We start from the raw sequence: 14,955 nt of genomic DNA, 5'->3' as shown, positions 1-14,955 counted from the left end.
GAAGAAGTGTGAACAGTGGGGGCCGCTTGCCCTTACATTCGTGAGCGATCCCCAAAACTAGCTGTTGCCCCATGAAGAAACTCCATGCAGTCGTGGCCGTGGTTGGAATCGCACTGGCCAGTGCCGGTGCGTACTGGTACCAGCACCAAGGCCCCGGGGCGGCATCCAGTGGTTCGGTGGGATCCTCCGGCGGGGCGTCGGCCCCGCGTGTGCCCGCCGCCGGTGGGGCTGGGGGGGGCGCGGGCGGGCCCGTGGCCGTGGAAGTCAGCCAGGCCCGGACGATGGTGATGGCCGATGAGGCTCAGGCGGTGGGCACGTTGCGGTCGCGGCAGGGGGTGATGGTGCGGCCGGAGGTTTCGGGGCGTGTGGCCTCGCTGGGCTTCCGGGACGGCCAGCCTGTGCGGCGAGGGCAGGTGCTGGTCCAGCTCGATGACAGCCTGCTGCGCGCCCAGGTCCAGCAGGCCCAGGCGCAGCTCAGCATTGCACAGGCCAACGATGCCCGCAACCGTGAATTGCTGGCCGAGAACTTCGTGAGCCAGGCGGCGGTGGACCAGGGCGCTGCCAACCTTCAGGTGGCGCAGGCCCAGCTGGCCCTGGCACAGGCCCAGCTGGCGCGCATGCGCATCGTGGCGCCGTTTGACGGAACGGCGGGCATCCGGTTGGTCAACGTGGGCGACTTCGTTCGCGAGGGGACTGATCTGGTGAGCCTCGAGGATCTGCGCACCATCTATGTCGATTTCCGCTTGCCTGAGCGGTACCTGCCGCAGCTTCGCACCGGCCAGGCTGCCCAGGTCAGCCTCGATGCGCTGCCAGGCCGGCGCTTCGAGGCCCGGGTCGAGGCGCTGGAGCCGCAGGTTGATGCGAATGGTCGCTCTGTCCTTGTGCGCGCGGCCATCGACAACCCGCAAGGCCTGCTGCGGCCCGGCATGTTTGCACGGGTGGAAGCCACGTTGGCCTCGCGCGCCGAGGCCGTGGTGGTGCCGGAAGAGGCGATCGTGCCGCAGGGGGGACGCCAGTACGTGATCACCGTGGTCGATGGCGCAGACGCGGCACCGGCGGGCGCCAAGGTGTCGCGCCGCGTGGAAGTGGTGCTGGGTCAGCGTCGCCAGGGACTGGTCGAGATTGTCCGCGGGGTGCCGGCCGGAGCGGTGGTGGTCACGGCCGGCCAGCAACGCATCCAGCGTGATGGAACGTCGCTGCGGGTGGTCGAAGTCGGTGGGGGCAAGGCGTCATGAAGATTTCTGAAGTGTCGGTGCGTCGCCCCGTCTTCGCGACGGTGCTCTCGCTGCTGATCCTCCTGGTGGGGCTGGTGTCCTTCGAGCGGCTGCAGGTGCGTGAATACCCTCGCATCGATGAGCCGGTGGTCACAGTGGCCACCCGGCTCGCGGGCGCCTCCTCGGAGGTGATCGAGTCACAGGTGACCAAACCCCTGGAAGACTCGATCGCCGGGATCGAGGGGGTGGACATCATCACCTCGATATCCCGCCAGGAGCAGAGCCAGATCTCGGTGCGCTTCAAGCTGGAGAAGAATCCGGACGACGCTGCCGCCGAGGTGCGTGACCGGGTGGCCCGTGTGCGGGGTCGTCTGCCCGATTCGGTCGATGAACCGGTGATCTCCAAGGTGGAGGCGGATGCCTCGCCGACCATCTGGCTCGCGTTCACGACCAACACCTTGTCGCCACTGGAAGTGACCGACATCATCTCTCGCATCGTCAAGCCCCGGCTGCAGACGGTGACGGGTGTGGCCGACGTGCTGGTGCGCGGCGAGCGCGAATATGCCATGCGGGTCTGGCTCGATCCGGACAAGCTGGCGGCCTACTCGGTCACGGTGCAGGATGTGGAAGACGCCTTGCGCCGTCAGAACCTCGAGGTCCCGGCCGGGCGCATCGAGGGGCAGCAGCGCGAGTTCAGCGTGACGGCGCAGACGGACCTCAGCACGCCGGAGCAGTTCGGACAGGTCGCGCTGCGCCAGGTGTCGGGCTACACCGTGCGGCTGCGCGACGTGGCACGCATCGAACTGGCGGCCGCCAGCGAGCGTTCCAGCGTGCGGCTGAACGGACAGCGTTCGGTCTCGCTCGGGGTGATCCGTCAGGCCACCGCCAACCCGCTGGAGGTGGCTGCCGGGGTGCGTGATTTCCTGCCGCGATTGCAGCAGGAACTGCCCGACGGCGTGACGGTGCAGGTGGCGAACGACAACTCGGTCTTCATCGACCGTTCGGTCAAGGCGGTCTACACAACCATTGCCGAGGCGGTGGTGCTGGTGGCCCTGGTGGTGTTCGTGTTCCTGCGCACGATGCGGGCCTCGATCATTCCCCTCATCACCATCCCGGTGTGCCTGATCGGTGCCTTTGCGCTGATGGCAGCGGTGGGGTTCACGATCAACACGCTGACCTTGCTGGCGCTGGTGCTGGCCATTGGTCTGGTGGTGGACGATGCCATCGTGGTGCTCGAGAACATCTACCGCCACATCGAGGAGGGCATGGAGCCCTTTGCGGCAGCCATCCGGGGTGCCAAGGAGGTGGGCTTCGCCGTGGTGGCGATGACACTCACACTGGCGGCCGTGTACGCGCCGCTGGCCTTCACCCCGGGGCGCACGGGCCGGCTCTTCGTCGAGTTTGCACTGACCCTGGCGGGCGCGGTGATCATCTCCGGCTTCGTGGCACTCACGCTGTCGCCGATGATGTGCTCCAAGCTGCTGCGCCACAACCCAAATCCCAGCCGTTTCGACCGCGGGATGGAGCGTGCGCTCGTGGCGCTGACGAACGGATATGAGCGGATGCTGGCATGGACGCTGCACCATCGATGGATCATCGTGCTCACGATGGTGGCCAGCGGCGCGGCGAGCTGGTGGCTTTTCACCAGCATGCGCAGCGAGCTGGCACCGATCGAAGACCGGGGGGTGGTGCTGATCAACGTCAACGCACCGGATGGATCCACCCTGGCCTACACCGAGAAGTACATGCTTGAGATCGAGCGCATCGGGCAGACGATCCCGGAGTTCGATCGCGTCTTCGTGGTGGCGGGCAACCCGACCGTGTCCCAAGGCATCTCCTTCATGCGAACGATCGACTGGGATGAGCGTCAGCGGAGCACCCAGCAGCTTGCGCGTGAACTCCAGCCGCGGCTGGCGAGCCTGCCGGGTGTGAGCGCCTTTCCCATCACGCCTCCTTCACTGGGTCAGGGCTTCCGTGAGCGCTCGGTCAACTATGTCATCCTGACCTCAGACAGCTACGAAAACCTCAACCGGGTGGCGCAGCAGTTCGTGGAGGAGATGACCCGCCATGGGGGCTTTATCCAACCCGACACAGACCTGCGACTGAACAAGCCGGAGATCTACATCGAGGTGGACCGCGAGCGTGCCGCCGATGCCGGCGTTTCGGTCGATCAGGTGGCCCGCACCGTCGAAACCATGCTCGGTGGACGCAACGTGACCCGCTTCAAACGCGACGCCGAGCAGTACGACGTGATCGTGCAGACGGATGCGGCCGGTCGTGCCCGCCCGAACGACATCGAGCGGCTGTTCGTCCGCGGGCGCGACAACCGCATGATTCCGCTGTCGTCCCTCGTGACCGTCCGTGAGGCGGTATCGCCACGCGAACTGAATCACTTCAACCAGCGTCGCTCGGTGAGCATCACTGCCAACCTGGCCCCGGGCTTTGCTCTCGGCGATGCCCTGCAGTTCATGGATGCGACGGCGGAGCGATTGCTGCCGGCGGGCTACGCCACCGAACTCAACGGCGTGTCGCGTGAGTTCCGCGCCTCCAGTGGGGCTCTGGGTCTGGTGTTCGTGCTGGCCCTGTTGTTCATCTTCCTCGTGCTGGCAGCGCAGTTCGAGAGCTTTGTGGATCCCTTCGTGATCCTGCTGTCGGTGCCCTTGTCGATGGTGGGCGCACTGGCAGCCCTGAAGCTCACGGGGGGAACGCTCAACGTCTATTCACAGATCGGGTTGATCACGCTGGTGGGGCTCATCACCAAGCACGGCATCCTGATCGTGGAGTTCGCGAATCAGCAGCGCCAGGAAGGCAAGGGTGTGATGGAGGCGGTGCTGCGTGCGGCAGCCCTGCGCCTTCGTCCCATCCTGATGACCACCGGGGCGATGGTGCTGGGTGCGGTGCCGCTGGCCATCGCCACCGGCGCAGGTGCCGAGAGCCGGCAGCAGATCGGCTGGGTGATCGTGGGAGGCATGACCCTGGGCACACTGCTGACGATCTTCGTGGTGCCCACCATGTACACCCTGTTCGCGCGCAAGAGCACGCCGGGGCCGATCACGCGGTCGGTGGAGGAGGCCGTTGGCGCCTAGATCAGGCCCTCGAAGGGGAGGACGTCCACCAGTTCCCCTTCGGCAACATCGCCCTGGTTGTGGTGCAGCACCACGAGGCCGTTGGCCTGCGACATCGAGCTCAGGATGCCTGAGCCCTGCGAGCCGGTGATGCCGACCTGCCATCGGCCATCGATCTGCCGCACGATGCCGCGCTGGTATTCGGTGCGACCGGGCTTCTTGCGCAAGGCCTGCTCGGCATGCGCCCGCAGCATGGGCAGAGGCTGCGGTGTGGCCCCCGCCATCGTCAGCAAGGCCTCTCGAACGAAGGCGTAGAACGTGATCATCACGGCCACCGGATTGCCGGGCAGACCAAACAGCACGGCTTGACGGCCATTGCTTTCGATGCGTCCGAAAGCCATCGGACGACCGGGACGCATGGCAATTCGCCAGAAGGCCACCTCACCCAGCCGAGCCATCATCTGCTTGGTGAAGTCGGCCTCACCCACGCTCACCCCGCCCGAGGTGATGATCGCGTCGGCGCTTTCGGCTGCTTGTCGGAAGGCCGCTTCGAGATCCTGCGGGTTGTCGCGGACCACGCCGAGGTCCAACAGATCGACGCCCAGGCGTTGCAGCATGCCGTGCAAGGTGTAGCGGTTGCTGTCATAGACACAACCGGCGTCCAGGGTTTCGCCGATGGAGCGCAGTTCGTCTCCCGTGGAGAAGAAGGCCACACGCAGCCGACGCAGCACGGGAACCTCGGCCTGCCCCAGAGACGCCAACAGGCCCAGATCGGCGGGGCGCAGGATCTTGCCGGCCGTCAAGGCCGGCTGTCCGCGCGCCAGGTCCTCGCCGCGCAGCCGTCGGTTGTCGCCGGGCTGCACGGCACCCGCCGGGATGGTGACGATCTCTGCGTCGGCCTGGCAGAACTCCTGGGGGACGACAGTGTCCAGCCCCTCCGGCATCACGGCACCGGTCATGATGCGCACGCATTGGCCGGCCGTCACCGGCCCCTGGAACTGCTGCCCGGCCAGTCCGGTGCCGGCGATGTGCAACCGGGTCGGGCGGTCGGGGGACAGTTCGCTGCCGCGCAGGGCATAGCCATCCATGGCGGAGTTGTCGTGCGACGGCACATCGATGGGGGAGATGATGTCGGCGGCCAGCACCCGGCCGAGCGCTGCGCGCAGTGCCAGCTTCTCGACGGCCGTGATTCGGGGGACGAAGCGCCGGATGAACTCCTGGGCCTTCTCGACAGGCAGGGCGTTCGGGTCGTAGCCGTTGACGCAGGAGGCAATCTGTTCGATCGAAGTCATTGCAGCAGCGGAACTCACAGCATCAGCACCATGTGGGCCTTGTCGAAATACTGCACCTTGCGACCGGTCTCGATCCGGATGGCATGAGGCAGCAGCCCATAGACCTTGAAGCCGACACGCTCGTAGAGCTTCACGGCCCGATCGTTGGATGCGGTCACGGTCAGTGTGAGCATCTCCAGCCCCTGGGCCTGGCGGGCAAGGTCGAGGCTTGAAGCCAGGAGCCGGCGCCCGATGCCCAGCCGGGTATGAGACTCCCGCACGTACATGCCGACGATGTTGGCGCGGTGGCGCAGCTTGCGCTTGAGCTCACGTTCGCAGGCCACGGATCCGGCCAGTTCACCATCCACCCAGGCTCCCATCAGGAACGTGCCCCCGAGCGGCTCGCTCAGTCCGAGCCGTCCCAGGTAGCTTTCGGGGCTGCGCAGGCGTTCGGTTTCCGCATCCGAGGTGAAGGACTCGGGGTGGCGCTGCAAGGCCTCGTCGCGCAGCAGCTTGTAGGCTGGCAGATCTTCCGGGCCGAGGCGTCGCACCTCGACGTGGGGCGACGCATCAGCCACGGCCACGTTCGAGCGCCACCAGCTCGTCCTGGGTGTTGACGTTGGCAAAGGCCGACTCGTCATCGAAATCCACCTCCACGGTGTGATGCTGGGCGGTCCAGCGGTCGATCTTGCGTCCCCCGCTGTCCGTGAAGCGCACGAGGCTCTCCAGCAGGGAGATCTTCATCAGCGTGAACACGGGCTGCACCTGGGCGCCAGTGCGGGCCATGGCGATGTCCGCGTCCTGGGCCTGAAGCGCGGTCGACAGGCGCGCCACCAGGTCGGTCGGGAAGTGTGGCGTGTCGCAGGGCACGGTCACGAGGTAGGGCGTCTCGCAGTGGTCCAGACCGGTCAGGAAGCCCGCCAGCGGGCCTGCAAAGTCGGGCAGGGCATCGGGCCACACGGGCACACCGAAGGCCTCGTAGGCGCCAAGATTGCGGTTGGCATTGATCATGACATGACCGACCTGCGGCGAGAGGCGCAGCAGTGCGTGCATCGCCAGCGGCAAGCCCTGGTAGTTCTGCAGGCCTTTGTCCACGCCGCCCATGCGGCTGCCACGTCCGCCGGCCAGGATGAGGCCGGTGATCTGATCAGGGTCCATTGCTTTCGTCTTGAGGGAAAGGGTCGCCGATGTAGTGCGGGCCCTTCATCACGGCCACCACCACGCAGCCCACGGCAGCCGTCACCACCATCGCAATCAGGAAGACCACGCTGCCTGCCACGATGAAGTCCACGATCTGGGAGGCGCGGGTGGCGTCATCATGCAGCCCGCTTTGCAGGGTGGTCTTGACCCAGGCCCCGATCAGCCAGGGAACCGCCACGCTGAGCCCCAGTGCCGCGAGAAGCCGCCGCTTCACGGAGGGGTTCAACAGCGGCATGCGGCGCATGGTCAGCCCCCGATGTAGTGCATTTCGACCTTGCGCTGACCGGATCCGGTATCCGCCTTCAGCGTGGAGCGCAGTTCCGAATAGCGGTCGGAGCGCTGCTGCCAGATCAGGCCGATGGCAGCGGCGATCTGTTCGTCGCTGTAGTTTCCTCGCAGCAGCGCTCGCAGATCGTGCCCCTCGGCAGCGAACAGGCACAGGAAGAGCTTGCCTTCGGTGGACAGGCGCGCACGATTGCAGTCGCGACAGAAGGCCTGCGTGACGCTGGAGATCACCCCGATCTCGCCGCCGCCGTCGCGGTAGCGCCAGCGCTCGGCTGTTTCGCCGGGGTAATTCGGGTCGATGGGCTCGAGCGGGAACGCCGCATGCAGACGTTCGATGACCTGGGCCGAAGGCAGAACCTCCTCCATGCGCCAGCCGTTGGTGGCCCCCACGTCCATGAACTCGATGAAGCGCAGCACGATGGAGGTGCCGCGAAAGTGCCGGGCCATGGGCACGATCTCGTGGTCGTTGGTGCCACGTTTGACGACCATGTTGACCTTGAGCGGCCCCAGGCCGACGCGTTCAGCCGCCTCCAGGCCAGCCAGCACGTCGGCTACCGGGAAGTCCACGTCGTTCATGCGCCGGAAGAGCGCATCATCGAGCGCGTCCAGGCTGACCGTCACGCGCTGCAGGCCGGCGTCCTTCAAGGCCCGGGCCTTGCGAGCCAGCACCGAGCCGTTGGTCGTGAGGGTCAGATCCAGCGGGTGTCCATCTGGCGTGCGAAGGGCTGCCAGCATTTCGATCAACGCCTCGATGTTCTTGCGCAGCAGGGGTTCCCCTCCCGTGAGCCGGATCTTCTGCACCCCGTGGGCCACGAACAGCCGGGCCACGCGCGTGATCTCTTCGAAGCTCAGCAGCGCCCCGTGCGGCAGGAACTGGTAGTGCTTGTCGAAGACTTCCTTGGGCATGCAGTAGCTGCACCGGAAGTTGCACCGGTCCGTGACCGAGATGCGCAGATCGCGCAACGGCCGTCCCAGGCCATCGCTCAACAGGCCCGAGGGGGGCTGCCATGCGTCCGGCACAGCGGGCACCGGGGCCCGGTAGCGGTGGTCGGCCAGAGGAATGACTTTGTCTGCCATGCCTGGATTGTGCCTCGTGCGGGCGGCGCCAGGTGCCTGGGAGCGGGGAAACCGGCCTGGGATCGCGGTCAGTCGGCCGCAGCAGCCAGGGTCTCGGCGCGGCGGGCCCCCGTGTAGCGCTTGCGCCAGTATGGCGACTCCATGCTTTCCACCCGCACCTGAGCCCCGGAGCGGGGTGCGTGGATGAAGCGGCCATCGCCTACATAGATGCCCACATGCGAGAAGGTGCGGCCCAGAGTGTTGAAGAACACGAGATCGCCGGGTTGCAGCGCCGTGCGTGCGATGCGGCGCAACTCCGGCGCCTGGGCCTGTTCGTCGGCCCGCCGGGGCAGGACGATGCCCAGGCTGACCTCATAGACGTGGCGCGTGAAGCCGCTGCAGTCAAAGCCCTGCTCCGCGGAGTTGCCTCCGCGGCGATAGCCCACGCCGAGGAAGTTCAGGGCCGTCACCACAGGCTCGGCCACGCCCTCGCGTTCGGCTGCCTCGGCATCTGCGGGCTCAAGACCGGAAGGCGCTTCTGCGGCTTGCGGAGAGGGGGTCTGAGGCGGTGGAGGGGCCAGACCTCGTTCCACCAGAAAGGCTGCCACGGCATCCTGGGAGGGCGGGGCCGGGCGTGGCGCCGGGGACGTTGCGCAGCCAGCAAGCACGCTCGCGCCCAGCAGCCAGAGGACGGGGCGGGACAGGGGCAGGACGGACATGGGCGAGAACATAGGCATGTCAGGCTTCTAAGTCAAGGAATATTGTCTGTTGACAAGCACTTATGAGGACAATTTCAAGAAGGTTCAGTGAGGTGTGTCGGGTTTCGAGGGCGAGGCCCCGGGCTCGTCCCGATGACCTGGATCAAGACCCGGCGCACGATGCGTGGCGAAGCTCGGCAATGTCAGCCGACCGTCAGCGCGCCTCACTCCAATGGCGGCTGCATCGGTGGGCACCGCCACCCGAGGATCCGAGGAGACACGATGGACTACAAGACCTTCTACCAGCGCTCGATCGACGACCCGCAGGGGTTCTGGGCTGAGCAGGCTCGTCTGATCGACTGGCAGCAGCCGCCGCAGACGATCTGCGACTACAGCCGGCCGCCCTTTGCGCGATGGTTCGTCGGGGGCACCACCAACCTGTGCCACAACGCCGTGGACAGGCACCTGGCCGAGCGGGCCGACCAGAACGCGCTCATCCATGTCTCCACCGAAACCGGCACCGAGCGGGCCTACAGCTTCCGGGAACTGCACACCGAGGTGCAGCGCATGGCCGCCGTGCTGCAGTCGCTCGGGGTGCGACAGGGTGACCGTGTGCTCATCTACATGCCCATGATCCCCGAAGCGGTGTTCGCGATGCTGGCCTGCACCCGGCTGGGGGCGATCCATTCGGTCGTCTTCGGCGGCTTTGCGAGTGTGAGCCTGGCCAGCCGGATCGACGATGCGCAGCCGTGTGTCGTGGTCAGCGCCGACGCTGGTTCGCGGTCTGGCAAAGTCGTGCCCTACAAGCCCTTGCTCGACGAGGCCATCCGTCTGGCCACGCACAAGCCCGAGCGGGTGCTCATGGTCAACCGAGGCCTGGCGCCCATGGACACCGTGGCCGGACGGGATGCGGACTACGCCAGCCTGCGCGAGCAGCACCTGGAGGCCCAGGTGCCTTGCATCTGGGTGAATGCCGACCACCCGAGCTACACGCTCTACACCAGCGGCACCACCGGCAAGCCCAAGGGAGTGCAGAGGGACACGGGCGGGTATGCCGTGGCCCTGGCGGCCAGCATGAAGCACATCTTCTGCGGCAACCCGGGGGAGACCTACTTCTCCACCAGCGACATCGGCTGGGTGGTGGGGCACAGCTACATCGTCTATGGCCCCCTGATCGCCGGCATGGCCACCATCCTGTACGAGGGGCTGCCCGTCCGACCGGATGCCGGCATCTGGTGGCAGCTGGTCGAGAAGTACAAGGTCACGGTGATGTTCAGTGCCCCGACCGCCGTGCGGGTGCTCAAGAAGCATGATGCGGCCTTCCTGAAGAAGTACGACCTGTCGAGCCTGCGCGCCCTGTTCCTGGCGGGCGAGCCGCTGGACGAACCTACTGCGCAGTGGATCGCCGACAGCCTGGGCAAGCCCATCATCGACAACTACTGGCAGACCGAGACCGGCTGGCCCATCCTCACCATCGCCAACGGCGTGGAGAAGAAGCCCAGCAAGTTTGGTTCACCGGGGGTGCCGATGTATGGCTACCGGGTGAAGCTCCTTCATGAAGGCACGGGCGAGGAGCTGACCGGCCCTCACCAGAAGGGCGTGCTGGCGATCGAGGGACCCTTGCCCCCCGGCTGCATGCAGACCGTGTGGCGCGACGACGAGCGCTTCGTCAAGACCTACTGGAGCGCCGTGCCCAACCGTCAGGTCTACAGCACCTTCGACTGGGCGATCCGTGACGAGGATGGCTACTACTTCATCCTCGGTCGAACGGACGACGTCATCAATGTGGCCGGACACCGCCTGGGAACGCGTGAGATCGAGGAGAGCATTTCCAGCCACCCCAAGGTCGCCGAAGTGGCGGTGGTGGGTGTGGCCGACAACCTCAAGGGCCAGGTGGCCATGGCCTTCGCCGTTCTCAAAGACCCCTCCGAGGCGGCCTCTGAGGCGCAGGCCCTCCAGCTCGAAGGTGAGATCATGAAGGTCGTGGACCAGCAACTGGGCGCGGTGGCCCGCCCGGCACGCGTGAGATTCGTCACAGCGCTACCCAAGACACGCTCGGGCAAACTCCTGCGTCGCGCCATCCAGGCCGTCTGCGAACACCGTGACCCGGGCGACCTGACGACCATCGAGGATCCGGCCGCTCTGCAGCAGATCCAGGCCATCGTCAGTGCGCCGACCGTCTGATGCAGCCACCGGCGCCGGGGTGTGAGATGTGACATGTCTCACATCCCGGCTCTCCCGCTTGTGGGGGATGCGAGACACTTTCGCTCAAGTCGCCGGACATTTGGTCGAAGTTCCGAGAGCCTGGATACATTGGCGGTCCAGCGCATTTTCGGATGAAAGACCTCCAGGCTCCACTTTTCGTTGACGTCCACCAGCTCCGGGTCGGCATGTATGTGCATCTCGACGTGAGCTGGATGGCGCACCCCTTCGCCACCGGGAGCTTTCGGATCGCGTCGGTGGACCAGATTGCAACGATCCAGAGCCTGGGGCTGACACGCGTCAGGTGGGACCCCGCGCGCAGTGATACCGGGGTGCTGGCGGCTGTGGCCTCCCCACAGGAAAGCACGCTGGTGCCGGTGGAACCCGAAGCCGATGTCGATGCCGAGCACACGGCCCGCGCGGCGCTGCAGCGGCGGCACCGGGCCATGCTGGCCGCCCAACGCGCCAGCATCGCAGGCTGCGAGCGCGAATTTCAAGCGGCCGCTCGCGAATTTCGGTCCATCACCGACGCCGCCCACAGCCAGCCTGACGTCGCCCGCGAGAAGTCCGAGACGCTGGTGCGCGACTTTCTGGGCAAGATCGATGGTGCCCACGACACCTGCATCCGGCTGCTCGGCGAAACAGCGGGAGACCGCACCTGCACTCACAGCCTGAACGTCACCGTCGTGTCCATGCTGCTGGGGCGCGCGATGGGACTGGGCGACGATGAGCTGCGTGACCTGGGCCTGGGAGCGCTGCTTCACGACATCGGCAAGATCGACCTGCCGGATCGCGTGCGCTGGCGCGATGAGCATTTTTCCGCCGCCGAACTGCAGTTCTACCAGGAGCACGTCGCCCACGGTGTGAGCCTGGCGCGCAAGATGAAGCTGAGCCCGCAGGCCACGCTGGTCATTGCCCAGCACCATGAGCAGGCCGATGGCAAAGGGTTTCCGCAGCGCCTGCCGGCCGAACGCATCAGCGCGGCGGCGCGCATCGTCGCGCTCGTGAATCGCTACGACACCCTGTGCAATCCGCTGAATCCGGCCAAGGGTTTGACCCCACACGAGTCTTTGTCGCTCATCTTCGCGCAGATGAAGAGTCGCTTCGACGCGGTCACCCTCAGCGCCTTCATCAAGATGATGGGCGTGTATCCGCCGGGCTCCGTGGTGGAACTCACCGACGGGCGCTTTGCGCTCGTGGTGTCGGTCAACTCTGCTCGGCCTCTCAAGCCGCGCGTGATCGTTCACGACCCCAGGGTGCCCGCCGAAGATGCGCTGATCGTCGATCTGGAGACCCAGCCGGAGCTCGGCGTGCGGCGCAGCCTCAAGCCGCTGCAGTTGCCTCGGGCAGCGCTGGACTACCTCTCGCCGCGCCAGCGCATCTGCTACTTCTTCGAGCGCGCGGTGGATGCCACCGATGCTGGCGAGGAGTCTCGCGAATGACTCCTTCGACGCTGGGCCCGGCGCTGCAGCACCTCATCGACGGGATGCTCGAAGCCGTCTGGATGGTGGACCCGGTCGAGCTGCGCGTCGTGGCGGCGAACCAGGCGGCGCATGGCCTGCTGGGGGTGAGCGAGGGCAGCCTGGTGGGGCGGCCGGCCATCGAGCTGGCCGCCACACCCGAGGACATGGTCTTCTGGGAGGACGTCGCTGCCGGACTGAGCGACAGGATCCTCTCCGACAGTCTGATCTGCCGGGCTGATGGCAGCATGGTCCAGGTCGAGCGTCGCGTGAGCCTGCTGCGCCTGGCGCCGGGTCACTCGGTCTTCCTGGTGTGCCTGCGCGACCGTACCGAGCAACGGCGGGCCGAAGACGAACTCGAACGCCTGGTGTCCGAGCTCCGTGCCACGCTGGAGTCGACAGCCGACGGCATCCTGGCCGTGGACCTGCATGGGGCCATCCGCGGCTACAACCAGCGCCTGGCCGACCTGTGGAAGTTCCCCCAGGCTCTGATGCTCCGGCGCGACGACCAAGCCGTCTTCGCCTGGCTGCGGGAATCCGTGCTCGACGTGACGGCTTACGACGAAAAGCTGGATGTCATCGCCAGATCCCCCTTGCTGGAAGCCACCGACATCATCGCCCTCAAGGGCGGGCGTGTGATCGAGCGCGTCACGCGCCCGCAGTACAGCCGTGGGCGGCCCATCGGTCGCGTCTATTCATTCCGGGACATCACCCAGCAGCTGCTCAACCAGTCCCAGCTGCAACTGGCGGCGAAGGTCTTCGAGGCCAGTCCGGACGCCGTCTTCGTCACCGACGCGGACCTCAAGATCCTCGCCGCCAACCCGGGCTGTGAGCGGCTGTGCGGCAGTCCGCGCCGTGCGCTGCTGGGGCGGCGCTGGGGGGAGCTGATCCACGATCCTGCCGAACCGGGGGCGGTGGATCGCGTGCAGGCCCTGGTCGATGAGCGAGGCAGCGCGGAGGCCGAGCTCTACTACCAGCGCAGCGAGGGGGGGAGTGGCCCCTGCCAGGTCTCGATGGTGCGCCTGCCGGACGAGACGGGAGGCACCCTCCACTACATCGCCTTCGTGAAGGACCTCACCGACAAGCTGGCCGCCAAGCGGCGCATCGAGGAGTTGGCCTACACCGATGCCCTGACCGGCCAACCGAACCGGCTCGTCTTTGCAGAGCGCGTGGATTTCGCCATCGCCATGGCACGCCGCGAGCACGGACAGTTCGCCGTGATGTTCATCGACCTGGATCGCTTCAAGCACATCAACGATTCGCTGGGCCACCTGTATGGCGATCGCGTGCTGGTGGATGTGGCCGAGCGTCTCAAGCGGTGTGTGCGTGAGGTCGACACGGTGGCGCGCTACGGCGGTGACGAGTTCGTGGTGCTGCTGCACCAGGCCGATGCCCGCGGGGCCGAAGCCACGGCACGTCGCATCCAGGAGGCGCTGAATCAGCCGGTGCAGCTCGAAGAACTGAGCTTCACGGTCACCGGCAGCATCGGCATTGCGATGTACCCGGCCGACGGGACCACCACCAATGACCTGATCAAGAACGCCGACGCAGCCATGTACCGCGTCAAGGAGCGAGGGCGTGCGGGCTTTCGCTTCTACCAGCCGCAGATGAACGTCGATTTGCTGGCGCGCATGAAGATCGACCATGCCATGCGTCAGGCACTGCCCGCTGGGCATTTCCGGTTGGCCTTCCAGCCGCAAGTGGACATCCGCAGCCAGGCCGTTGTGGCGGCTGAGGCCTTGCTGCGCTGGCGTGATCCCGATCTGGGCGATGTGTCCCCTGCCCAGTTCATCCCGGTGGCCGAGGAAAGCGGCTTCATCGTGCCCCTGGGAGACTGGGTCCTGAACCAGGCCGTGCGCCAGGCCGCCGCGTGGCAGCAGGACGGCTGTGCGCTGCAAGTCTCGGTCAATGTGTCGGCGCTGCAGTTCCAGCAAGCCAACTTCGTCGAGCGGGTCGCTGCAGCCTTGGACGCTGCCGGGCTGGCGCCCGAACTGCTGGAACTCGAACTCACCGAAACCATCCTGATCCAGGATGCGGACGAGGCGCTCGCCCGCCTGCTCCAGCTCAAGCGTCTGGGGGTGGGTCTGTCCATCGACGACTTTGGCACCGGGTACTCCAGCCTGGGCTACCTCAAGCGCTTTCCCATCGGCAAGCTCAAGATCGACCGTTCTTTCATCAGCGGCCTGCCCGCCGATGAGAGCGATGCGGGCATCGTGCGCGCCATCGTCAGCATGGCACGCGCCCTGCATCTCCAGGTGATCGCCGAAGGCGTGGAAACCGATCTGCAGCGCCAGTTTCTGGCCGCTGCCGGCTGCGACCACTATCAGGGCTATCTGTTTGCGCCAGCGGTCGATCCCGAGGAGGTGGCCGCCCTGCGCTGCGGTCAGGGGCCCGATCAGGTTCCGTGCCCGGCCGGGCGGTGACACATCGGCGGTGGGCGCTTCCCACATTGAAACGAGTTTGTGGGAAATGCTTATTGGCCATCAAACGCGATGAGTGTTAGA

Annotated in this window: 11 protein-coding genes; 5 read left to right on the top strand and 6 right to left on the bottom strand. The window is 66.4% G+C overall.

From position 1 onward, the window contains the following. The first annotated feature begins 71 nt into the window (after positions 1–71). Together C1704_RS02105 and C1704_RS02100 are read left to right on the top strand one after the other, a co-directional pair. Entirely contained in the window at positions 72–1,235 is a 1,164-nt protein-coding gene (locus C1704_RS02105) for an efflux RND transporter periplasmic adaptor subunit (RefSeq protein WP_104300529.1), read from the top strand. Continuing rightward, positions 1,232–4,300: an efflux RND transporter permease subunit gene (locus C1704_RS02100; RefSeq protein WP_104300527.1), complete on the top strand. Its 3,069-nt coding sequence runs from the start codon at positions 1,232–1,234 to the stop codon at positions 4,298–4,300. Before C1704_RS02105 ends, C1704_RS02100 begins: the two co-directional genes overlap by 4 nt. Here C1704_RS02100 and moeA read toward each other — a convergent pair. From moeA to C1704_RS02070, 6 genes are all read right to left on the bottom strand, one after another. Continuing rightward, complete coding sequence (moeA, locus tag C1704_RS02095; protein ID WP_104300525.1) at positions 4,297–5,571, bottom strand: molybdopterin molybdotransferase MoeA; 1,275 nt, start codon at positions 5,569–5,571, stop codon at positions 4,297–4,299. The two genes, C1704_RS02100 and moeA, sit on opposite strands and share 4 nt — an antisense overlap. Positions 5,572–5,585: 14 nt before the next feature. Next, complete coding sequence (locus tag C1704_RS02090; RefSeq protein WP_245876351.1) at positions 5,586–6,134, bottom strand: GNAT family N-acetyltransferase; 549 nt, start codon at positions 6,132–6,134, stop codon at positions 5,586–5,588. Beyond that, on the bottom strand, positions 6,121–6,708 hold the full coding sequence (gene mobA / locus C1704_RS02085; protein WP_104300523.1) for a molybdenum cofactor guanylyltransferase MobA: 588 nt from the start codon (positions 6,706–6,708) through the stop codon (positions 6,121–6,123). Before mobA ends, C1704_RS02090 begins: the two co-directional genes overlap by 14 nt. After that, the gene (locus tag C1704_RS02080; RefSeq protein ID WP_146076016.1) at positions 6,698–6,964 is read right to left on the bottom strand and encodes a hypothetical protein; all 267 of its coding nucleotides are present in this window, start codon (positions 6,962–6,964) and stop codon (positions 6,698–6,700) included. The genes mobA and C1704_RS02080 overlap by 11 nt, the downstream gene beginning before the upstream one ends. Positions 6,965–6,996: 32 nt before the next feature. After that, on the bottom strand, positions 6,997–8,112 hold the full coding sequence (gene moaA / locus C1704_RS02075) for a GTP 3',8-cyclase MoaA (RefSeq protein ID WP_104300519.1): 1,116 nt from the start codon (positions 8,110–8,112) through the stop codon (positions 6,997–6,999). Positions 8,113–8,180: 68 nt separating this feature from the next. Next, on the bottom strand, positions 8,181–8,810 hold the full coding sequence (locus tag C1704_RS02070) for a C40 family peptidase (protein ID WP_104300955.1): 630 nt from the start codon (positions 8,808–8,810) through the stop codon (positions 8,181–8,183). A 261-nt stretch (positions 8,811–9,071) separates the two neighbouring features. Here C1704_RS02070 and C1704_RS02065 point away from each other — a divergent pair, with 261 nt between their 5' ends. The 3 genes from C1704_RS02065 to C1704_RS02055 all read left to right on the top strand — a co-directional run bounded on the left by C1704_RS02065 (position 9,072) and on the right by C1704_RS02055 (position 14,874). Beyond that, positions 9,072–10,973: a propionate--CoA ligase gene (locus tag C1704_RS02065; protein ID WP_104300517.1), complete on the top strand. Its 1,902-nt coding sequence runs from the start codon at positions 9,072–9,074 to the stop codon at positions 10,971–10,973. Between the two features lie 152 nt (positions 10,974–11,125). Then, positions 11,126–12,433 (top strand): HD-GYP domain-containing protein, encoded by a 1,308-nt coding sequence (locus tag C1704_RS02060; protein WP_104300515.1) that lies wholly within the window; start codon positions 11,126–11,128, stop codon positions 12,431–12,433. Beyond that, on the top strand, positions 12,430–14,874 hold the full coding sequence (locus tag C1704_RS02055) for a sensor domain-containing protein (protein ID WP_104300513.1): 2,445 nt from the start codon (positions 12,430–12,432) through the stop codon (positions 14,872–14,874). Before C1704_RS02060 ends, C1704_RS02055 begins: the two co-directional genes overlap by 4 nt. The last annotated feature ends 81 nt before the right edge of the window (positions 14,875–14,955 follow it).

It is taken from the genome of Caldimonas caldifontis, assembly GCF_002930615.1.
Taxonomy (GTDB): Bacteria; Pseudomonadota; Gammaproteobacteria; order Burkholderiales; family Burkholderiaceae_C; genus Caldimonas; species Caldimonas caldifontis.
Note: the sequence above shows the minus strand (reverse complement) of the source record. Positions and strands in the feature narration are given on the sequence as shown.

Coding starts and splice junctions, on each gene's coding strand:
- C1704_RS02105 (WP_104300529.1), top strand. CDS start 72: ATGAAGAAACTCCATGCAGTCGTGGCCGTGGTTGGAATCGCACTGGCC.
- C1704_RS02100 (WP_104300527.1), top strand. CDS start 1,232: ATGAAGATTTCTGAAGTGTCGGTGCGTCGCCCCGTCTTCGCGACGGTG.
- moeA (WP_104300525.1), bottom strand. CDS start 5,571: ATGACTTCGATCGAACAGATTGCCTCCTGCGTCAACGGCTACGACCCG.
- mobA (WP_104300523.1), bottom strand. CDS start 6,708: ATGGACCCTGATCAGATCACCGGCCTCATCCTGGCCGGCGGACGTGGC.
- moaA (WP_104300519.1), bottom strand. CDS start 8,112: ATGGCAGACAAAGTCATTCCTCTGGCCGACCACCGCTACCGGGCCCCG.
- C1704_RS02070 (WP_104300955.1), bottom strand. CDS start 8,810: ATGTCCGTCCTGCCCCTGTCCCGCCCCGTCCTCTGGCTGCTGGGCGCG.
- C1704_RS02065 (WP_104300517.1), top strand. CDS start 9,072: ATGGACTACAAGACCTTCTACCAGCGCTCGATCGACGACCCGCAGGGG.
- C1704_RS02060 (WP_104300515.1), top strand. CDS start 11,126: ATGAAAGACCTCCAGGCTCCACTTTTCGTTGACGTCCACCAGCTCCGG.
- C1704_RS02055 (WP_104300513.1), top strand. CDS start 12,430: ATGACTCCTTCGACGCTGGGCCCGGCGCTGCAGCACCTCATCGACGGG.